The organism is Burkholderia cenocepacia (assembly GCF_900446215.1).
Taxonomy (GTDB): domain Bacteria; phylum Pseudomonadota; class Gammaproteobacteria; order Burkholderiales; family Burkholderiaceae; genus Burkholderia; species Burkholderia cenocepacia.
This window is the reverse complement of sequence record NZ_UAQZ01000001.1, coordinates 1,282,497-1,303,127: the sequence shown is the minus strand read 5'-3', so window position 1 is coordinate 1,303,127 and position 20,631 is coordinate 1,282,497. Positions and strand designations below refer to the sequence as shown.

The following is a 20,631-nucleotide window of genomic DNA, read 5'->3' as shown; positions in this document are numbered from 1 at the left end:
CCCCGTTTGTCACGCGAGTTCGGGATAGCCGTGCGCCGCGGCTGCCTGCGCGAACCGCGCAATCGTGTCGTAGTCGGCCGGCGACAGCCGGTCGAATCCCTTCAGCCTCAGCACGCGCGCCCGTTCCGCGTCGGCGGCGACCGCGCGGTCCAGCGCATCCTGCAACGCGACGACCTGCGTATCCGCCAGCGCCGCCCGCGATGCGACGAACGGCAATCCCGGCGCGGACGCCGTCGTGCCGATGATCCGGATGTCCGTCAGCAGATCGGGCAGCGCGTCGCGCACATACGCGAACGTCACGCAGTCGATCGCCGCGCAATCGGCTTCTCCCGACGCCAGCGCACGCAGCACGTTCAGGTGCGAACCGAACGGCGTGACCGAACCGAAGAACCGGCCGTCGTGCGCGTGCGGCGCAACCGCGTGCCGGAATGCATTCATCCCGCTGTGCGAATCTGCGCCGTTGAAGGCGGCCCGCAACCCGCGGCAGGCGGCGAGCGTCGTCGCGCCGCCCGCATGCACGCGCGCCGATACGACCAGTACGCTGCTGTAGCACGCCCCATCGCAGCCCTCCGCCTCGAAAATCGGGGTCGCAATCAATCGCACGACGTCGCGCAAGCCGAGCATCCGGTACGGGTAGCCGCAGGTCTGCGACAGCAGCAGGTCGTCGCGCCGCCACAGCGCCTGCAGGTCGTCGAACGGCGCGTCGGGCAGCGCGACGTCGGCAGGCCCGCCCGCGTTCGCGAACGCATCGAGCGCGTCGCGCAGCAGCGCGCGCCACAGCACGGCATGGCGCGGCGTCACGTTGTACATCGGCAGGACTGCGATCCAAGGGTTCATGCCGGCATTCTACGCATCGGCGGCGGCCCGGATGCTTATCGGCCGCCAGACGATAAGCAAATGCGAATCGATTGGTTGGCGTAGTCGCCCCGCCCCGGTACCGTTCGAAGGCCTGCCGGCGCGCCACTGTGCGCGATGCCGGGCAAGCCGACCGTGATCCGCGAGACACCAGCGCACCCGGGCCGAGCGCCCCGGTTCCATCGCTCGTTCCCCGCACTGCCCGATCCACCTGCCTCAACGCCATGGCCGAATACTTCGACGTCGACCACGCGCGCGCGATCGCCGCGCTCGACGCCCGCTTCACCGCCCGGACCGAGTGGCCGACCTGGCTGCTGGTCGTCGTCATCTACGGCGGCTGGCTCGCCGTGCTGCTGCTCGTGCGCGACGGGCACCTGTCGCTCGGCGCCGCGACGCCGCCGCTGATCCTGCTCGGCGCGTGGCACCTGTCGCTGCAGCACGAGCTGCTGCACGGCCATCCGACGCGTTCCGCCTTCGTGAACAAGCTGCTCGGCTATCCGCCGCTGACGATCTGGTATCCGTACACGCTGTATCGCGACATGCATCTCGAGCATCATCGCGACGAAGACCTGACCGTGCCGGGCGTCGATCCCGAAACGAACTATGTGACGCAAGAACGCTGGGCGCGGCTGCCGCGCTGGCGCCGGGCGCTGACGGTCGCGCGCAAGACGTTCCTCGGACGCATCGTCGTCGGGCCGCCGCTCGCCATCGCCGCGACGTTCCGCGATGCGTTCGCCGCGTTCCGGCGCGGCGACTTCCGCTATCTGCCGATGTGGGCGACGCATGCCGCGTGCGTGGTCGCGCTGCTCGCCTGGCTGCAATGGGCGATCGGCGTGCCGTGGTGGTACTACCTGCTGGCCGTCACGTGGCCCGCGCTGTCGCTCGCGATGATCCGCTCGCTGTACGAGCATCGCGCCGCGCCGCATCCGAAGGCGCGCATCACGATCAACGAAGCCGGCTTCGCGATGCGGCTGCTGTACCTGAACAACAACTATCACCTCGTCCACCACGACATGCCGAAGCTGCCGTGGTACGACCTGCCGCGCGCGTACCGGATGCGGCGCGCTGCGTATGCGGAGAAATGCGGCGGCTTCGTGATCCGCGGCGGGTATCGCGCGTTGCTCGCGCGCCACGCGTGGACGCCGACCGATCCGCCCGTGCATCCGTTCGACGCAGGCACGGCATCGCTGTCGACGGGCAGCGGGATCAAGGTGGCGGTGGTCGACAGAGTGTTGCAGATCAGCACCTGACGTCAGACGTTTCCGCGTTTCGGCGCCCATCCTTACGAAAAGCCGACAACGTCGATCGCCGCCCGCGAATTGCCAATTGCGCCGGCAATGCGCAGAATGGCGGCTCATCCGGGGCTTCCAACAATCATTCGCCCCGGCTCCGCCGCACGGCCGCGCGCCGCCTTCCCCGACGACGATGCAACCCAACACCCCACCCAGCGCGATCCGCACGCTCGGTAACGACTGGTCCGTTTCCGCGATCACGGCGGGCTTTCTCGCGGTCCTGATTTCCTACGCGGGCCCGCTCGCGATCTTCTTCCAGGCGTCGCAGGCCGCGCATGCGTCCAACGAGATGGTGACGTCGTGGGTCTGGGCGATCTCGATCGGCGCGGGCGTGTCGGGCCTGTTCGCCAGCTGGAAGCTCAAGGTGCCCGTCGTCACCGCGTGGTCGGCGCCCGGCACCGCGCTGCTCGTCGGCCTGTTTCCGCAACTGACGCTCAACCAGGCCGTCGGCGCGTACATCACGGCCGCGCTGATCATCCTGGCGATCGGCGTGTCCGGGTATTTCGACCGGCTGGTGCGCCACATCCCGCGGGGCATCGCGTGCGGCATGATGGCCGGCATCCTGCTGCCGTTCGGCATGCATGCGTTCTCCGCCGCGTCGGCGCAGCCCGCGCTCGCGTTCGGGATGATCGCGGCCTACGTGATCTTCCGGCGCCTGCTGCCGCGCTACAGCATCGTGCTCGTGCTGTTGACGGGCGCCGCGCTCGCGACGCTGCTCGGGATGACGCATCTCGGCAACGTGTCGCCGAGCCTCGCGCGTCCGGTCTTCATCGCGCCCAAATGGACGCTGGGCACGACGCTCAGCCTCGCGCTGCCGCTCGTCGTCGTCAGCCTCACCGGCCAGTTCCTGCCGGGGATGGCGATCCTGCGTGTATCCGGCTATCACACGCCGGCGCGCCCGATCATCACGGCGACCAGCATGATGTCGCTGGTCGTCGCGTGCTTCGGCGGGATCACGATCGTCGTTGCCGCGATCACCGCGGCGCTGTGCACCGGCAAGGATGCGCACGAGGATCCGGACCGACGCTACGTCGCCGGGCTCGCGAACGGCGTGATCTACCTGATCGGCGGGCTCTTCGCGGGCACGATCGTCACGCTGTTCTTCGCGCTGCCGAAAGCGTTCGTCGCGATTCTGGCGGGACTCGCGCTGATCGGCGCGATCAGCGCGAACGTGCACGGGATCTTCGAGGACGAGAACCACCGCGAAGCGTCGGTGATCACGTTTCTCGCGACCGCGTCGGGGATGACCTGGCTCGGGCTCGGGTCGGCGTTCTGGGGGATCGTGATCGGGTCGGTGGCGTATGGGGTGTTGAACAGGGTGCGGCGGCCCGCGTGACGCACGCCGCGCACGGCCGCTTCATTCAATGCGCATGCCGGCGCACCAGTTGCGCAAGCACCTCCTCCAGCGTCGTCGCCCCGTACACCCGCTCCGACACACCGGCCTCCACATCGATGCGCCCCGCGTTGTGCACATCGTAGAGATCGACGATCAGCTGCGCATGACGTTCGCTGAGCCCGGCCCGCAGCAGCGTCGCATTCCACGTGTCGCGCGGCAGCTCGTGCGCGACGACCGAGCGGCCCGCCGCCGCGCCCAACGTATCCGCGATCGCCGTCACACTCACCCGCCGCGGCCCTTCGACGCTGACGATGCGCGGCCCGCTGCCGCCTTCCGGCGCATCGAGCAGCAGCCGCGCCGCGACGACGCCCACATCGGGTGCCCAGACCGTCGGAAACACCTTGCCGACCGGATGGTGAAAGCTCGGCAGCACGCCGGTGCCCAGCGCGACCGGCAGCACACGCGCCCAGTTCTGCAAATGTTCGGCCGACCGCAGCAACGTCAGTTGGGTGGGGATCGGCTTCAGCCGTTCCTCGAAGTCGTGGAACAGACGCGTGATACCTGTATTGCCTTCAAGCTCCGCGCCGTAGTCCGACAAAGCCAGCAACGCCGGCGGCGGGTTCGCGGCGAGCGCGGCGGTCGCTGCATCGATCGTCCGTGTCATCGTCGCGGCCGGATCGGGGTCGGCGGCCGGCACCGGGCACAGCATCTGCACGGCCCGCGCGCCGTCGATCGCCGCGGCGATCGCGTTCGCGTCCGTCAGGTCCGCGATCGCGACATCGCAGCCAAGCTGCACGAAACGTTCACGATGGCGTGCGTCGCGCAGCACCGCGCGCACGGAATGGCCTGCGTTGCGCAAGGCCGTCACGGTCGACAAGCCGACGTTGCCGGATGCTCCGAAGATCACGAACACGGTCCGCTCCCGAGGGATGAAAGTGCTGTGATTGTCGGCGAGCGCGGCCCGAAAGGCGCACACGGGGGGATGAATCGAGCAGGAAAGGATGACGGGATGCGAGCGCGGGTACGGCCCGCGCGTCCATTGGCGGGCTAGCGACGCGGAGGTTTCGCGCCATCCTTACCGTCATACGCCAGCCGCAACCCGCTCCGCACACCCGACCGCGCGATCTCCGTCGGCGTCGCCCCCAGCACGCGGTTCATCCAGTTCGCCATATGGCTCTGATGCGCAAACCCAGCTTCCAGCGCGATCTGGCTGATGCTGAGCCGGCCTTCGAGCAACAGCGCCTTCGCGCGCTCCACCCGGCGCCGCACGACGTACTGGTGCACGGGCATCCCGAGCGTTTCGCGGAACAGCACCTTGAAATGCGGCACGCTGATCGACACGAGCGCCGCGAGCTCGGCCAGCGTCATGCGCCGGTCGAGATTCGCTTCGACATAGTCGATCACGCGCGCCGCGGCCTTCGGCGCCAGCGTACGCCGGCGTTCGCGGAACGCGGGCTGGGCGTCGACCAGCCGCGCGACGAGCGCCGTGCACAGGCTTTCCGCGTAGAGCGGATCCGATGCGTCTTCCGCTTCGAGTTCGGCGGCCATCGCCCACGCGATGTGCTGCAGCCGCGGGTCGCGCACCTGCAGCCGCCGGCGGATCTGCGCGTGCGACGGCTTCAGTTCGAGCTGCTCGACGGTGCGCCGCACGAAGGTGTCGCTGAGCGCGATGTGCAGGATCCGGCAGTCGGCGCTGTCGGTCCACTGGCCGGGCAGGCCAGCCGGAATCACGTCGACGTCGCCGTGCGCCTGGATACGGGACACGCGCTCGCCGTCGCATACGCAGTCCGCCCGCACCGGCGCACCGATATGCACGCCGATCCGGTGATGCTCGGCCGCCGGAATCCGGTACGTGCCCGCGCGAATCTCCAGCAGCGACGCGCCGAAGCCGTGCCAGCCGAGCCCGCGGCTGGAGCGCAGGCTGACCGGGACGCCGTTGTCCGTCGGCGCGGCAAGAATCGGATCGCTCATTGATGGTCTCCACCAGATCAGGTGCCGAATGCGCATTGTGACGCGTTTCGGGCCGGCGTGCCGGCCGTGCGCGAGCGCCGCCGGATCAAGCAGAAAAAGATCATCCGTTTCTGCTCGGGACGATCCTTGCGTGCGCGCCGGCGGGCGCCACGCCGCTTACGATCCGTTCATCCGACACCTACGGAACCCGTCATGCCCCATTCCTGCCCGCAACGCGCGGCGTTCATCGCGCGTTCGCCGTCCACCGTTCGCCCTTCATCCGGCCCCGACGTCCGCAATACACGCACCGCCATCGCCGCGTGGTGCCTGCGCGTGGTCGGCTGGTACCGGCTCGAACGGCTGCTCGCATCGATTCCCGACAGCAACGACGATTTCGGGCTCGCCTGACCGCCGGTCGCGCCTACTTGCGTCGCCGCTCGTGCGACGCCACCGTCGCGCCGTCGATCACCGGCGCACCCTGCTTGATCAGGAAGTCGCGGAACAGCCCCGTCACTTGCGAGATCCGCCGGTCGGCGAGCGTCACCACATACCATTCGCGTTCGATCGGATTGCCGGGAAACGGCAGTTGGCCGAGCAGCCCCGTTCGCAGTTCGAGCGCACACGCGTGCAACGACAGGAACGCGACGCCGAGGCCCGCTTCGGCCATCTGCTTGATCGCCTCGTTGCTCGACAGTTCGGAACCCACATGAAAGCGATGGCCCGCGTTCTTGAACAGGCTCTCGACGGTCGAGCGCGTGCCCGCGCCGCGCTCGCGCACGAGCAGGTGCGCAGATTCGAGATCCTTCAGCGCGACGCGCTTGCGCTGCATCAGCGGATGGCCGGGCGCCGCGACGAACACCATCGGATGCTTCGCGAACTCGACCGCGTGCGTGCGCAGTTCCTTCGGCGCGCTGCCCATCACCGCGAGATCGATTTCATGCGTCGCGAGCATGCGGATGATGTCGTCGCGGTTGCCGACCTTGAAATACGTCTTCACGTGCGGACGCGTCGCGGTGAATTTGACGAGCAGCGGCGGGATCAGGTATTCGGCCGTCGTGATCGCGCCGATCCGCAGTGTGCCGCCGAGATCGCCCGTCAGCGCGGCCACTTCGTCACCGGCCTCGCTCCACAGATGCAGGATCTCGCGCGCGTAGCGCGCCACGATCTCGCCGGCCGCGGTCAGCTGCACGCCACGCCCCACCCGCTGCAGCAACGCGGCGCCCACGGCCTCCTCGAGCAGGCGAACCTGCAGCGACACGGCCGGCTGCGTCAGGTTCAGCTCCTCGGCCGCGCGCGACACGCTGCCGAGCCGCGCGATCATGTCCAGCGCCTTCAGCTGCCGGAACGTTGCGGTCTTTCCTATAAGTGAATACATATGAGTCGCTTATAAACATTAAATTGTTCGAGTGGGTTCGAAACTATATCGTCGGTTCTTGAGCAATGTCATCCGAATCGTCATTCAGCGGGAGCCCAACATGGACAACACCACGCCCACCCTTGCAACGGACCGCGCACCGCGCGTGCCGCGCATCGTGATCGTCGGCGGCGGCGCCGGCGGCCTGCAGCTCGCGACGCGTCTCGGCGATACGGTCGGACGCCGCGGGCAGACCGACGTCGTGCTCGTCGACCGCTATCCGACGCACTTCTGGAAGCCGCTGCTGCACGAAGCCGCATCGGGCCATCGCGATCCGGCCTCCCACACGATCGAATACGCGGCGCAGGCGAAGCGTCACGGCTTCCGTTTCGTGCAGGGCGCGCTGCGGCGGGTCGACCGCGCGGCCCGCACGGCGACGATCGCGGCCGTGCGGGATGCGGACGGCACGGAAATCCTGCCGCAGCGGGAACTCGACTATGACGATCTCGTGCTGGCGGTCGGCAGCGTGACGAATTTCTTCAATGTGCCGGGCGCCGAGCGTCATGCGCTGCCGCTCGAAAACCTCGACCAGGCCGAGGATTTCCGCCGCAAGTTCCTCGCTGCGTGCACGAAGGCGAATCACCTGGCCGAGCAGCAGCCCGCGCGGCGGGGCGCGCCGATCTGCATCAACGTGATCGGTGCGGGCGCGACGGGCGTCGAGCTGGCCGCCGCGCTGCGGCACGCGATCCAGCAACTGACCACGTACCGCTTCAAGGCGCTGGTGTCCGCACGCGACGTGCACATCCGGCTGATCGAAGGCGGCCCGCGCATCCTGCCGGCGCTCGACGAACGGCTGTCCGGCAAGATGCACGCGCAGCTTCGCGCGCTGAACGTCGACGTGCTGACCGATACGCGCGTGGCGGAAGTCGGCGCGGATGCCGTGACGACCGCGGCGGGCGAACGGCTCGCGAGCGACATCACGATCTGGGCGGCCGGCGTCGCCGGCCCCGCGATGCTGCGGGACATCGGCGACATCGCGCTGAACCGCTCGAACCAGGTGATCGTGACCGACACGCTGCAGACGCCCGACGATCCGCACGTGTATGCGTTCGGCGATTGCGCCGCGTGCCCGTCGACTGGTGCCGGCGGATTCCTGCCGCCACGCGCGCAGGTCGCGCACCAGCAGGCCGTGTATCTGGTCAACGCGTTCGCGCGCCGCGTCGCCGGCAAGCCGGTGGCCGGCTTCACGTTCCGCGATGCGGGCACGGTCGTGTCGCTCGGGCATGCGGGTGCGGTGTACCAGGCGGACATCGGCGTGCGCTCGCGCTCGCTGATCGTCGACGGGCTGGCGGCGATCGGGCTGTACAAGTTCCTGTATCGCAAGCACCTGTTCAGCGTGGTCGGCGTGAAGCGCGCGCTGTTCCAGTCGCTGAGCCACTGGCTGCAAAGCCGTAACCAGCCGTCGATCAAGCTGCACTGATCGCGCCTGTTCGCGCGCACCCTCGCAACGCGGCATATCGGGCGGGCATCGCTCGATATGCCGTTTCCTTATATGCATATGCGTGATGCATCCAGAATGTGCGCCATGCTGGTGCATCACATTGAAGGCCGTCGATGCGCTGCCATTCGCGCGGAAAATGCCGTGCGACACGTGTCCCGCGCCCGCTCTGGCTTGCCACCCCATTCATTAGTCAAATCGTATGAGTCGGCTAAAAATATTAATTGGTCGCATTTTCCGGATCGACGCTAAGGTGTGTGGCATTCCCGTCGGCGAACGGATCATCACGTTTCTGAAAAGGAATCACCGTGGTCATCGAAGCCATCGTCACCCGTCTCGACGCAGCATTCGCCCAGATCGAAGCAACACCGGATTCGCGCGAATCGCGCCATCAGCGCGACGCGATCATCCAGTGGCTCGACCGGGCATCGGAAGAAGGATATCGACTCGGTCTCGTCACGACGCTGCCGGCCGCACGGCTCAGCGACATGTTCGAAGGCCAGTTCGGCCGCGCGAACCTCGACCGCTTCTCGGTCGTCGTCACGGATTCGGATCAACAGGACTCCGGATCAAATCAACATCCGTTCGATGTCGCGTTGCAAGCGCTCGGCGTGCCGCCGGAGCGCGCGGTCGGGATCGCGAGCAGCGAACCGGAACGCCGCGAAGTCGAACATTTCGGCCTGTCGCGCTGCGTGAACATCACCGATACGGTGCGCTCGATCGCATCGGCCGGGCTGCACTGAACGCCCGCCCCCGGGCCGGCCGCAGCCGGCCATCATCGTCGATCCGGCGGCAATCCGACGATTGTCCGACCGCATCCTGACATTCTGCTGTCAAAGTCGCTTGCAACACTCCGGGGCTCGACCACATTGCCCCGGAGACGGTACGACGCGCATGCGCATCGTGCCGTCCGTTGCCCGCCACGATGACACGCCCGACCCGCACCGCCGCCGCCCTCACGATCGCCTGTCTGTTGCTCGCCGCCTGCGGCGGGGATGATGACCCGACGCCGCCCGCCACGTCGGTCGACAACAACGGCACGGCGCCCGCACCGCAACCGCAACCTCAGCCCACGCCTGACCCTGCGCCCGCGACCTACTACCAGACGAAGACGCCGTACCGCCCGCAGCAGGACGCCGCGACCTACGAAGCGCCGCCGGCCGACTACGCGCCGGTCTACACCGAACTCGTCGCACGGCACGGCTCGCGCGGGCTGTCGGGCTTCAAGTACGACGGCGCGATCTACGCGATGCTGGTCAAGGCCGAGGCCGACGGCGCGCTGACCGCGCTGGGCGCGCAACTCAAGGCCGACACGTACGCGATGATGAAGGCCAATGCGCTGCTCGGCTACGGCGTGCAGGGCATCTCGACACCCGGGTACGGCAACCTCACGCAAACCGGCATCCGCGAACATCAGCAACTCGCCGCGCGTCTCGCGCAGCGGCTGCCTGCGCTGTTCGCCGCGGGCAACCGGCAGGTGGTCGTCGTCAACTCGGGCCAGGATCGCGCGGTCGACAGTTCGACATATTTCTCGGCGGCGCTCGTTGCCGCGCAGCCGGCACTGGCGCCGGCCATCACGCTGCCGGCCGCACCGGCCGGCTATCCGGCGAACGCACCGGTCGCGCAGCCGGCCGGCACCAATCGCTTCCTGCTGTATTTCCACTCGCTGAAGCCGGCCACCGATCTCGTGACCGACACGAGCGATCCGTACTACGCGACCTATCAGGCGAGCCAGGCATACCAGGCCTATGCAAACGACGCGACGGTGGCCGCGAAGCTGAAGGCGATCAAGGCCGCGCCCCAAGCGGCCGACGTCGCGCGAACGGTGCTGACCGCGCTCGTGTCGCCGGCCTTCATCGCGAAGCTCGGCACCGACGGCTACACGTTCGCGAACACCGGCACCTATGCGTTTACATCGACGGACGGCAAGTTCACCAACACGCTGAAGGGCGACGGCAAGACGAAGATCGCGACGGCCGTCGATGCGGTGAACGTGCTGTACAACCTGCTGCAGGTTGCGCCGGCCATGACCGCGGAAACCGGCGGCGTCACGATGGAGAAATACATCGGTGCCGAGCAGGCGCAGTATCTCGCGTACCTGCAGGACGCCGAGGACTACTACCAGAAAGGGCCCGGCATCCAGGAAGCGAACCCGGTGACGTACCGGATGGCGAAGGTGCTGCAGGACGATTTCTTCGGTGAAGTCGATGCGATCGCGCGCGGCGACCTGACGCATGCCGCGAAGCTGCGCTTCACGCACGCGGAGATCGTGATTCCGTTCGCGTCGATCATGAACCTGAAGAACGTGTTTGTGCCGACGCCGCAAGCGCAGACGTACACGTACGCGAACAACCCGTGGCGCGGCGACCAGGTGTCGCCGATGGCCGCGAACATGCAATGGGATGTTTATCGCAACGGGACGCGGCTCATCGTGAAGATGCTGTACAACGAGCGCGAAACGGATTTCCAGGCCGCGTGCGACGGCGCGAAGATCGCGCCAACCAGCCACTTCTACGACTACGCGGGGCTGAAGCAGTGTTACGGGTATCAGTGACGCATGGTGACGACAACGTATGCCGGATGCGCGATGCATCACGTCGACGACGTCCGCCCTTGTCCTTCATGCCCGCAATCACCGTCGACAATCTCGAATATCGCGGCCAATTAAAATATCTGATTGCGACCTATCAAGTTTTATCATCTCTGGTCGTTACTATGAATTTCGACCAGGGATGGCATGAATTCAATCATTACGCGCTCGTTTGGCGGACTCACTCGCCCCTACTATATTCGTAACTTTCTTTTCAGCTTGATCTTCCCCACGGTTTTCATCTTCATTTCCAGCTTCGGGAAAGAAAGCCTTCCCGGAGGATTGCTCGCGCTTGTATTGATTTTCATGGCGGTGAGTTGCCTCCTCTACCCTTATTCCCGATTTGTCTACGAAAGCGTCGTGAACTACATCGTTGGACGCAATATGTTCTTTGTCAATGCAGCATTGATGCTGGTTGTCAAGTTCATGACCATGTTCCTGTGTTGGTATCTAGCCATTTTCATCGCACCGCTCGGCCTGGCATACCTTTTCTTCCGTCATCGCCCGACAGGCGCCAACTGAAAAACCGGCCCCGCGCGGTCAAGTACCGCGCTCGGTCATGTCCGCCCGACTCACCCCTTCCCCCCTTTCCGCTCGACGCTCCACGTATGGATCGGCCGATGCCCGGGCCGCTCCCACTCGGGCGGCATCCACAGATGCTTCAAGCGCTGCAGAACCGGCCCGGGTGCGAGCACATCGCGCCACATGTCGACGAATTCGTGCACGTTCAGAACAAGAAAGTTGTACGAACGAATCTGCTGCGTGATGCCGTAGTCGACCGGCTCCGTTTCCTCGACATAGGTGCCGAACATCCGGTCGAAGATGATCAGCACGCCGCCGTAGTTGCGGTCGATGTACCGCGGATTGCGGCCATGATGCGCGCGATGGTTCGACGGCGTGTCGAACACGTACTCGAACCAGCGCGGCAGCCGGCCGATCGCTTCGGTATGCACGAAGTACTGGTACGTGAGATCGACGGCAAGCAGGAACAGCACGACGGCGGGCGGAATGCCGAGCCACACCGGCGGCAGATAGAACAGGAACACGCCGACGAACGCGTTCAGCAGTGACTGGCGCATCGCCGTCGTGAAGTTCATCACCTCGCCGCTGTGATGCGGCACGTGTGCGGCCCAGAACCAGCGCACGCGGTGCGACGTGCGATGAAACCAGTAGTAGCAGAACTCGACGACGACGAAGATCGGCACGATCGTGAAGCCGTTCACCGGCACGTCGAACAGCCGGTGTCGATAGACCCACGCGAAGATCGCACCGCTCAACAGCAATCCCGTCACGGTCTCGGCCACCTGATAACCGGCGCCGAGCGACAGGTTCGCGACGATCTCCTTCCAGGAAAACGGTTCGCGGCGGCCGCGCCGGGTCATTACCGCGTACTCGACCGCGAAGGCGATCAGGAACACCGGCGTCATGCCGATCAGCAGCACCTGCTTCCAGTCCACGTCGTTACCCAGGAACGCATGGAGCCACGTCATCAACTCGGTCGGCATGTCGGCAGCCTCGATCGGGAACTGCCGCGCAGTATGGTCGCGCACGGGTCGGCCCGCGTTGACACTTGCCGACGATTACTTGACACTTTCCGCCATGCCCGCCGCCTCCCCGCTCGCGACCCAGCGCATCTATTACTCGAGCACGTACGTGCGGCTGCTGTTCGACTATCTGTCCGGGCAGGGCAAGGATGCGGCGCGCGTGCTCGGCGAGGCACGGCCACCCGAGGACGACCGCGGGCTGACGCTGTACGCGAGCGCGCATTGGCGGCGTCTGCTCGAACGCGCGGCCGATGCGCTCGACGATCCGCTGCTCGGCCTGCACGTCGGCCAGCGGATCACGCCCGCGCATCTCGGCGCGCTCGGCTATGCGCTGCATGCGTGCCGCGACGCCGGCGCGGCGCTCGCGCGCTGGCAGCAATACGAACACCTGATCGCGAACGTCGCGCGCATGGAAGTGCGCGTCGAGGCAACGTCAGTGGCGATCGAATGGCACGATGCACCGGAACCACTCGGCCCGCTCGTCGACGAAGTCGCGCTGACCGCCATCGTGCAATTCGCGCGCAATATCACCGGCACGCGCACCGGGCCCGACGAAGTCGGCTTCGTGCATCCGTCGCCCGGCGACGAACAGCCGTACCGCGACTACTTCGGCTGCCCGGTTCGGTTCGGCCAGCCGGTGAACCGGCTCGCGTTCCCGTTGCGCTTGCTCACGCAGCCGCTGCAGCGGCCCGACGACGCGCTGCGGCAGATGATGGAGCGCCAGGCGAGCGCGCTGCTCGCGGAACTGCGGCAGACGGACGATCTCGAACAGTCGGTGCGCGAGGCCGTCGCGCGTTTGCTGACGCAGGGTGAAGTGAGCATCGAGCAGATCGCGTCGGATCTGCATGTGTCGTCCCGCACGCTGCATCGCCGGCTGGCCGGGCTCGGGCTGAACTTCCGGCGCCTGCGCGAGGATACGCGGCGGCGGCTCGCGATCGATCATCTGAACGATCCGCGGCTCACGCTCGCCGAAGTGGCCTGGTTGCTCGGCTATTCCGAACACAGCGCGTTTACACGCGCCTTTCGGCGCTGGACCGGGGAATCGCCGCAGCAGTGGCGCAGCCGTCAGCCGGCGCGGGCAGCCAGCGTCGCGCGCGGCTGAGCGGCTGTTGGGGCGGGTGCACGCATCGCGCGCGGACGAACTCGCATCGGCTCGCGTGGTCGAACCCGCATCGCCGGAGAACCCTCATGAAACGCGTCGCCCTTGCCGCCGCCCTGACCCTGTTTGCCGCCTTCAACGCGCCGGCCATCGCCGGTGCATCCTCCGGCGCTGTCGCGCCGGTTCCGGCTCAGGCCCACGCGAAAAATTGCGTGCCGTCGCGGGATGCCGCGCCAGGCGCCCGTTCGCCGTCCGGCGCACCGCCGATCCGCGTATGCGTCGGCGACGCCGACACGCAACTGAACCTGCCGTGGTTCCTGACCGACGTGCTCACCGCGGTGGACACGCATCAGTCGCCAAGCGGCCTGCTCCACAAGATGCGCAACGATTTCTGAAGCGCAGCCGCCCCCATCGTTCATGGCCCGTCGGCGCGCTTCAGCACCTCGATGAACGTGCCGACGATGCCGGCCCACATGGCAGGATCGGCAATACGCTCCAGCAGCACCCGCAATGCCCGTCGTTCTTCGTTCGACAGCACGCCGTGCGTGCCGCGGATGCTGTCGTAGCGCGGCGTGCCGCGCGACGCGAGTGCGCGATCGAGCGAGTAGTCGCGCGTCTGTCCATCCACTGCAATCCTGATCCACAGCGAACCGCCGTCCGCCACGGCGGCGCCATCGGTCACGATGACCGTGGGTCCGGCATTTTCTTCCATCGTCACGCTCCGGTTTGACGCCCTGGCAGAAGTCTGCCGCCGGCCGCGCCACATGGAAATGTTTCTTTTTGAGACACAATCACAAAACCACATCAATATTTAAACAACAATATTTCGTAATATCGCGCCGCGTCTTATACTTGCCGCGCACCATCCTCGTGCCAAGAGACGGTGTTTTTTGTCCCGGCTGCACACACTGTGCGGCCGGGGCTTTTTTCGGTACGCTGCGTCGATATACATGCTCAATGCGCGCATGTTATTGAGGAATGCTGCCAGATGAAGAGTCGATCGCGACAGGCCGAGCCGATGCCGTCGCGCCGGCCGAATCGACCGGCGTCCCGAAACCGGCGCGCGAGCCGCATGGCCCGAATCGGGCATGCGGGATGCGCGCCGTTGGCGCATCGACCGGTTCGACTTGCCACGCCATGCGTACAACACCAAAGGCAACCGCGGGACTGTGGGCGCTCACGCCCGGCTCGAAGCCCCTTTTCCATCGCCGCGGCGCGTGGCCGCGCGTCGTGTTTTTCGCCGCCGTGATCATTTGCGTGCTCGTGCCCGCGTTCGCGATCGTGCTGGCCGACCGCTACGCGCGCGATGCCGTCACCGCGCATGAGCGCGTCGTGGCAAACGACATCGTGGCTTCCGTGGACCGCATTCTGGACGGCGTGCGCCTTCGACACGCGGACGAGCTGACCGCACTGGTCGGGCGGCCGTGCGCGACGGTGTTCCGGACACTCGCCGAAGTGGGCACTCGCCTGCGCTATCTGCGGGCGGTCGCGCTGGTAAATGACGGGCGCGTGATGTGTTCGTCGGCGCTCGGCTCGATCGACCTGCCGCTCGCCGCATATGCGCGCGAACCCGAACCGGGATCGATGATCGTCACGCTGCTGCGCCAGACGCCGTTCCAGCATGGCATTCCGGTACTGTCCGCGTTCCGCGCGACCGCGCGCGGCGCGGGCGTCCTGTACCTGATCGAAGGCGACTACGTCGCCGACGCGCTGAACCACGGCACCGGCGATGGCGCGGAAACGGCCACGCTGTCGATCGCGGGTTCGGGCCGTCTCGATCAGCACGGCAAGTTCGCGCCGGAAACGGCGGCCGGCCCCGCCGGCGGCAGCACGATGGCGTCGCAGCGCTGGCCGTTCACGGTGTCGGTCATCGCCTCGGCACGCTACGCGTCACAGGTGCAGCGCCACTACCGGCTGATCTGCGCGACGATCGTGCTGCTGGCCGACAGCCTCGTGATGGCCGCCTACCTGCTCGCGATGGCCCCGCGGCGGCTGTTGCTGAAAGCCGTGCGCCACGCGCTCAGGCGCAACGAATTCCATGTCGTGTACCAGCCGATCGTCGACGTGCAGACGCGCAGGACGGTCGGCGTCGAAGCGTTGCTGCGCTGGCACCATCCGAAGTGGGGGGCCATCAGCCCGGCCGCATTCATCCCGCAGGTGGAATCCAGCACCGTGCTGCCGAAGGTCACCGAATTCGTGCTGCGCACGGCCGTGTCCGAACTGACCGCGCTGACACCGTCCGCGCCGCTGCGCATCGCCGTGAACGTTGCGCCGCAGGATCTCGAGCGCGGGCGGTTCGTGGCCGTCGTCGAGGAGGCGATCCGCGCGCTGCCGCCCGGCTTCACGCTGGTGCTCGAAGTCACCGAACGCATCCTGCTGGAGAAGAACGCGCGAACCACCGAGATTTTCCAGACGCTGCGCTCGAAAGGCGCGAAGTTCGCGATCGACGATTTCGGCACGCATCACAGCAATCTCGACATGCTGTCGCGCTTTCCGTTCGACTACGTGAAGATCGATCGGCAGTTCATCTCGCAACTGGACGGCGGCAGCGCGAGGCTGATCGAGGGGATCGCGGCCGTCGCGCATCACTACGGCCTGAAGATCATCGCGGAAGGCGTGGAGACGGAAGCGCAGCATCGCGCGCTGCATGCGGTCGGGATCCAGTATGCGCAGGGATATCTCTACCAGCGGCCGCTGCGCGCGGAGAACCTGAAGCGCGATTTCGCATGGGCGCCGGTGTAGCGGCGCCGCCGACGGCGACTACTGCGCGCCGTATCGACCGTCGAGGCGCACGCGGCCCTGCTCGACCCATCCTTCGAAGTCGTCGCCGGTCTTGCCGTTCACGTACATGATGTTGTACCAGCGCCCGTGCGACTTGTAGACGGTCACCGAATCGCCGGGAACGATGAAGGTCCGCTTCGTCATGCATTGCGCGTCGGGCGCCGAGTAGAAATACGCGCGCCCCGTGCCGATCACCGTACCCGACGCCGGCGGCCGGAAGTTGTCGTCCGGGCCGCTCGTGGCCGCATCGAGCTGCCCGCAATCGACCGCGCGCGTCGCGTGCGCGCCGCTCGCAGCCAGGCTCGCGCCGAGCACCAGCATCGTGATGCCCATGCGCATCGTCATTTTCATCTGCATGATCAAGTTCTGTATGCCGTATGGTTGTTTCGGCGTGCCGGTTCGCGCCCGGCACACGCTCAATCCTGCGCGATGGTCGTCGCTTCGACGCCTACCGCCTCCGGATGATGCCCGAGCCGGGCGGAAATCGCCTGCCCGGCCTCCTTCAGCAACGCGACGTAATGCGCCTTCGTGTCCGCGCCGCACCGCATCGTCGGGAACGACAGCGACAACCCCGCGATCACGCGACCGAAACGGTCGAACACCGGCACCGCGAGACACAGCAGACCGTCTTCCTGCTCCTCGTTGTCCTCGCCGTAGCCCTGCTGCCGCACGTGCGGCAGGATGCTCATCACCGCATCCGCCGACGCCAGCGTCTTCGCGGTCGACTTCCTGAACTCGATGCCGGCCAGCACCGCACGCGCGTCGCCGGGCGTCATCCATGCGAGCAGCACCTTGCCGATCGCGGTGCTGTACAGCGGATTGCGCCGGCCGATCCGCGACTGCATGCGCAGCCCGTAATCGGCGTCGATCTTGTGGATGTAGATGATCGCGTCCTCGTCGAACGCGCCGAGATGCACGGCTTCGCGCGTCAGTTGCCCGATGCGGCGCATCTCGAGATCGGCCTCGCGCACGAGGTCCACGCTTTCCAGCGCCTTGCTGCCGAGCTCGAACAGCCGGATCGTCAGCCGGTAGCGGTCGGTCTCGCCTTCCTGCGCGACGTAGCCGAGCGTCTTGAGCGTCTGCAGGAAGCGATGCACCGTCGTCTTCGACATGCCGAGCTGGTGCGACAGTTCGCTGATGCCGATCTCGCGGCGCTCGCCGAGCGCGGCGAGGATCGTGAAGACCTTGCCGACCGCGGCGACCGAATCGGGCTTCTCGACGCTGCCTGCCGCCGACAGGTCGGCCCCCGGTTGGCCGCCACCGGTTTCCTGGTTCGCCTGATCGCGCTTGCGCTGCCTGGGCGTTGCTGTCATGTCCGTGAATCCGTGAGATGCGAATCGGGAGAGCATAACGCGTTCATCGCGCGAGCCGGTCAGCGCGCGAGCCAACCGCCGTCGACGGCCAGCGTATGGCCGTGCACGTAGTCCGACGCGCGCGACGCGAGGAACACCGCCGCGCCCGCGAGATCGTCCGGCACGCCCCAGCGGCCGGCCGGGATGCGGCCAAGGATTTCGTCGCTGCGCCGGCTGTCCTCGCGCAACTGCGCGGTGTTGTCGGTCTCCATGTAGCCGGGCGCGATCGCGTTCACGTTGATGCCGCGCGCGGCCCATTCGTTCGCGAGCAGCCGCGTGAGGCCCAGCACGCCGCTCTTCGACGCCGTGTACGACGGCACGCGAATGCCGCCCTGGAACGACAGCATCGACGCGACGTTCACGATCTTGCCGCCGCGCCCCTGCCGCACCATCTGCCGCGCGACGGCCTGCGACAGGAAGAACACGCTCTTCAGGTTCACGTCGATCACGGCGTCCCAGTCGGCTTCGGTGAACGCGAGCGCATCGCAGCGGCGGATCATGCCCGCGTTGTTGACGAGGATGTCGACGTGACCGAACGCATCGACCGCACCCTCGACGATCCGCTCGACCGGCTCGAGCGTCGACAGATCCGCGCGCACGTCGACGAAGCGCCGCCCGGCGGCCGCGACGCGCGCCGACGTTGCATCGGGTGACGAACGATTCGCACCGACGATGTCGCACCCGGCCGACGCGAGCGCGACGGCCATCGCCGCGCCGAGCCCCGTGTTGCAGCCGGTGACGATCGCGACCTTGCCGGTGAGGTCGAACAGGCGGGCGAGCGCGGCATGCGCGCCGGCGGCGGGAAGTTCGGGCGTTTCGCGTTTCATGATGTCAGCGCAGGTCGGCGACGGCGATGTGGTCCATGTCCTTGAACACCTGGTTCTCGCCGGCCATCCCCCAGATGAACGTGTATGCCTGCGTGCCGACGCCGGAATGAATCGACCAGCTCGGCGAAATCACGGCCTGCTCGTTGTGCACCACCACGTGACGCGTCTCCCCCGGTTCGCCGAGCAGATGGAACACGGCCGCGTCGGCGGCGAGATTGAAGTAGAAATACACCTCCATCCGCCGCTCGTGCGTGTGACACGGCATCGTGTTCCACAGGCTGCCGGGCTCGAGTTTCGTCATCCCCATCGACAACTGGCAGGTCGGCAATACGTCGGGCACGATGAACTTGTAGATCGTGCGACGGTTGCTCGTGGCCGCGTCGCCGAGCGTTTCGGGCGATGCCTGCGCGAGCGTGATCGTGCGGGTCGGATAGGCCGTGTGCGCGGGCGCGCAGTTCAGGTAGAACTTCGCCGGCCGCGCGTGATCGTCGCTGCCGAACACGACACCCTGCCCGCCTTGCCCGATATAGATCGCCTCTTCGGTGCCCACCGCATGACGCTGCCCGTCGACCTCGACCCAGCCCGGCCCGCCGATGTTGATCGCCCCGAGTTCGCGCCGCGCCAGCAGATGGCTCACGCCCATCTCGGCGCCGAGCGACGCCGGCACCTCGACCGGCCGCGTGGCCGGCCACGCGCCGCCGACGATGATGCGGTCGATATGGCTGTAGGTGAGCGACAGCGCGTCCGGCGCGAACACGTTCTCCACCAGGAAATGCCGGCGCAGGCCGGCCGTGTCGAGCGCCTTCGCGTGTTCGCTGTGTATGCCCTGTCGCACGTCCATGCCGGTTCTCCGTTGGGGAATGGGCAGGCCGCCGGCACCGTCGCCGCCGCTCGCCCTGATGAAGATTGAAGCACACATTTATCAAATTCGGAACGTCGATCCGGATTTTCGACCCAGCTTCGTCGGTCGATCAATTCCTTTGCTGCCAAAGCCATCGCGTCTTACGGGTATACGACTACCGATGAAATTCACAAAAACGGACCATCGTTCCGAATCCTGTCCTATAGTCAGTCAGCAGACATCATTCGACAACGGGACGCATCGACGTCCACGGAGGAGACGTGAAGCTGAAACAGGCCATCGACCGCATTCCGGGCGGGCTCATGCTGGTCCCGATGCTGCTGGGTGCGTGCGTGCATACGTTCGCCCCGATCGCCGGAAAGTACTTCGGTTCGTTCACTAACGGCCTGATCGCCGGCACGGTGCCGATCCTCGCCGTCTGGTTCTTCTGCATGGGCGCGACGATCAACCTGCGCGCGACGGGTGTCGTGTTGCGCAAATCGGGCACGCTGCTCGCGACCAAGATCGTGGTCGCGTGGCTCGCGACGCTGATCGCCGCGCAGTTCATCCCCGACGACGGCATCCGCACGGGCCTGTTCGCGGGCCTGTCGCTGCTCGCGATCACGACGTCGATGGACATGACCAACGGCGGCCTCTATGCGGCCGTGATGCAGCAGTACGGCAGCAAGGAAGAAGCCGGCGCGTTCGTGCTGATGTCGATCGAATCGGGGCCGCTCGTCAGCATGCTGATTCTCGGCGCGGCGGGCGTCGCGGTGTTCGAGACGCGGCTCTTCGTAGGCGCGGTGCTGCCGTTCCTGATCGGCTTCACGCTCGGCAACCTCGATGAAGACCTGCGCGAGTTGTTTGGGCGCTGCGTGCATCCGCTGATTCCGTTCTTCGGCTTCGCGCTCGGCAACGGCATCGATCTGAACGTGATCGCGAAAAGCGGGCTGCCGGGTATCGCACTCGGGCTCGCGGTGATCGTCGTGACGGGCGTGCCGTTGATTCTGGCGGACAAGTTCGTGGGCGGCGGCAACGGGACGGCCGGACTTGCCGCGTCGTCGACGGCCGGCGCCGCGGTCGCGAACCCGGCGATCATCGGCGAGATGATTCCGAAGTTCAAACCGATGGTGCCGGCGGCGACGGCGATCGTCGCGACCGCGTGCCTCGTGACGGCGATCCTCGTGCCGATTCTGACGGCGATGTGGGCGAAGCGGGCGGCGAGGGTGTCTGGGGTGCCGGTGAGGGCCGCCGCGCGGGTCGGGAATGGCGGGGCGATCGAGCATGAGGGGCATGTCTGAGGAGGAACAGC

The 20,631-nt window shown here is 66.7% G+C and carries 21 protein-coding genes; 11 read left to right on the top strand and 10 right to left on the bottom strand.

The features are described 5' to 3' along the window. Positions 1-9: 9 nt before the first annotated feature. On the bottom strand, positions 10-837 hold the full coding sequence (locus tag DTA15_RS06055) for a phosphate/phosphite/phosphonate ABC transporter substrate-binding protein (RefSeq protein WP_006483200.1): 828 nt from the start codon (positions 835-837) through the stop codon (positions 10-12). Between the two features lie 242 nt (positions 838-1,079). On the opposite strand from DTA15_RS06055, the gene DTA15_RS06045 reads away from it, so the two are divergent. Together DTA15_RS06045 and DTA15_RS06040 are read left to right on the top strand one after the other, a co-directional pair. Continuing rightward, positions 1,080-2,105, top strand: coding sequence for a fatty acid desaturase (locus DTA15_RS06045; protein ID WP_006483202.1), 1,026 nt, complete (start codon positions 1,080-1,082; stop codon positions 2,103-2,105). A 175-nt stretch (positions 2,106-2,280) separates the two neighbouring features. Continuing rightward, a complete protein-coding gene (locus DTA15_RS06040) occupies positions 2,281-3,483 on the top strand; it encodes a benzoate/H(+) symporter BenE family transporter (RefSeq protein ID WP_006483209.1) in 1,203 nt (400 codons plus the stop codon). A gap of 25 nt (positions 3,484-3,508) precedes the next feature. On the opposite strand, the gene DTA15_RS06035 is transcribed toward DTA15_RS06040, so the two are convergent. Both DTA15_RS06035 and DTA15_RS06030 read right to left on the bottom strand, forming a co-directional pair. Further along, the gene (locus DTA15_RS06035; protein WP_006483204.1) at positions 3,509-4,396 is read right to left on the bottom strand and encodes an NmrA family NAD(P)-binding protein; all 888 of its coding nucleotides are present in this window, start codon (positions 4,394-4,396) and stop codon (positions 3,509-3,511) included. 134 nt (positions 4,397-4,530) lie between these two features. Then, positions 4,531-5,454: an AraC family transcriptional regulator gene (locus DTA15_RS06030; protein ID WP_006493953.1), complete on the bottom strand. Its 924-nt coding sequence runs from the start codon at positions 5,452-5,454 to the stop codon at positions 4,531-4,533. A gap of 192 nt (positions 5,455-5,646) precedes the next feature. Between DTA15_RS06030 and DTA15_RS06025 the strand changes: the two genes are divergently transcribed. Then, complete coding sequence (locus DTA15_RS06025; protein WP_006483197.1) at positions 5,647-5,841, top strand: hypothetical protein; 195 nt, start codon at positions 5,647-5,649, stop codon at positions 5,839-5,841. Between the two features lie 13 nt (positions 5,842-5,854). On the opposite strand, the gene DTA15_RS06020 is transcribed toward DTA15_RS06025, so the two are convergent. After that, positions 5,855-6,808: a LysR family transcriptional regulator gene (locus tag DTA15_RS06020; protein ID WP_006483210.1), complete on the bottom strand. Its 954-nt coding sequence runs from the start codon at positions 6,806-6,808 to the stop codon at positions 5,855-5,857. 100 nt (positions 6,809-6,908) lie between these two features. Here DTA15_RS06020 and DTA15_RS06015 point away from each other — a divergent pair, with 100 nt between their 5' ends. From DTA15_RS06015 to DTA15_RS06000, 4 genes are all read left to right on the top strand, one after another. Beyond that, entirely contained in the window at positions 6,909-8,267 is a 1,359-nt protein-coding gene (locus tag DTA15_RS06015) for an NAD(P)/FAD-dependent oxidoreductase (RefSeq protein ID WP_006483211.1), read from the top strand. A 326-nt stretch (positions 8,268-8,593) separates the two neighbouring features. Further along, entirely contained in the window at positions 8,594-9,028 is a 435-nt protein-coding gene (locus DTA15_RS06010; protein WP_006483196.1) for an HAD family hydrolase, read from the top strand. A gap of 182 nt (positions 9,029-9,210) precedes the next feature. Continuing rightward, a complete protein-coding gene (locus tag DTA15_RS06005; RefSeq protein WP_012493022.1) occupies positions 9,211-10,839 on the top strand; it encodes a histidine-type phosphatase in 1,629 nt (542 codons plus the stop codon). Positions 10,840-11,022: 183 nt separating this feature from the next. Next, on the top strand, positions 11,023-11,397 hold the full coding sequence (locus tag DTA15_RS06000) for a hypothetical protein (RefSeq protein ID WP_006483192.1): 375 nt from the start codon (positions 11,023-11,025) through the stop codon (positions 11,395-11,397). Positions 11,398-11,447: 50 nt separating this feature from the next. Here the strand turns inward: DTA15_RS06000 and DTA15_RS05995 are convergent, their stop codons facing one another. Then, positions 11,448-12,380, bottom strand: a complete 933-nt coding sequence (locus DTA15_RS05995; RefSeq protein ID WP_006493956.1) for a sterol desaturase family protein — start codon at positions 12,378-12,380, stop codon at positions 11,448-11,450. A gap of 94 nt (positions 12,381-12,474) precedes the next feature. Between DTA15_RS05995 and qhpR the strand changes: the two genes are divergently transcribed. After that, a complete protein-coding gene (qhpR, locus tag DTA15_RS05990; protein ID WP_006483212.1) occupies positions 12,475-13,521 on the top strand; it encodes an AraC-like transcriptional regulator QhpR in 1,047 nt (348 codons plus the stop codon). Positions 13,522-13,607: 86 nt separating this feature from the next. Next, a complete protein-coding gene (locus DTA15_RS05985; protein ID WP_006483216.1) occupies positions 13,608-13,913 on the top strand; it encodes a hypothetical protein in 306 nt (101 codons plus the stop codon). Positions 13,914-13,933: 20 nt separating this feature from the next. On the opposite strand, the gene DTA15_RS05980 is transcribed toward DTA15_RS05985, so the two are convergent. Beyond that, positions 13,934-14,230: a hypothetical protein gene (locus tag DTA15_RS05980; protein ID WP_006483205.1), complete on the bottom strand. Its 297-nt coding sequence runs from the start codon at positions 14,228-14,230 to the stop codon at positions 13,934-13,936. A gap of 425 nt (positions 14,231-14,655) precedes the next feature. Between DTA15_RS05980 and DTA15_RS05975 the strand changes: the two genes are divergently transcribed. Next, complete coding sequence (locus tag DTA15_RS05975; RefSeq protein WP_034178661.1) at positions 14,656-16,260, top strand: EAL domain-containing protein; 1,605 nt, start codon at positions 14,656-14,658, stop codon at positions 16,258-16,260. Positions 16,261-16,278: 18 nt separating this feature from the next. Here DTA15_RS05975 and DTA15_RS05970 read toward each other — a convergent pair whose 3' ends face one another. The 4 genes from DTA15_RS05970 to kduI form a co-directional block, all read right to left on the bottom strand. Further along, a complete protein-coding gene (locus DTA15_RS05970) occupies positions 16,279-16,650 on the bottom strand; it encodes an SH3 domain-containing protein (RefSeq protein ID WP_034178668.1) in 372 nt (123 codons plus the stop codon). 65 nt (positions 16,651-16,715) lie between these two features. After that, complete coding sequence (gene kdgR, locus DTA15_RS05965) at positions 16,716-17,612, bottom strand: DNA-binding transcriptional regulator KdgR (protein WP_006483201.1); 897 nt, start codon at positions 17,610-17,612, stop codon at positions 16,716-16,718. Positions 17,613-17,671: 59 nt separating this feature from the next. Continuing rightward, positions 17,672-18,478, bottom strand: coding sequence for a 2-dehydro-3-deoxy-D-gluconate 5-dehydrogenase KduD (gene kduD / locus DTA15_RS05960; RefSeq protein WP_006483195.1), 807 nt, complete (start codon positions 18,476-18,478; stop codon positions 17,672-17,674). Positions 18,479-18,482: 4 nt separating this feature from the next. Further along, positions 18,483-19,319, bottom strand: a complete 837-nt coding sequence (kduI, locus tag DTA15_RS05955; RefSeq protein WP_006483199.1) for a 5-dehydro-4-deoxy-D-glucuronate isomerase — start codon at positions 19,317-19,319, stop codon at positions 18,483-18,485. Positions 19,320-19,600: 281 nt separating this feature from the next. On the opposite strand from kduI, the gene kdgT reads away from it, so the two are divergent. Then, positions 19,601-20,620: a 2-keto-3-deoxygluconate transporter gene (gene kdgT / locus DTA15_RS05950; protein ID WP_006483194.1), complete on the top strand. Its 1,020-nt coding sequence runs from the start codon at positions 19,601-19,603 to the stop codon at positions 20,618-20,620. Positions 20,621-20,631: the final 11 nt, after the last annotated feature.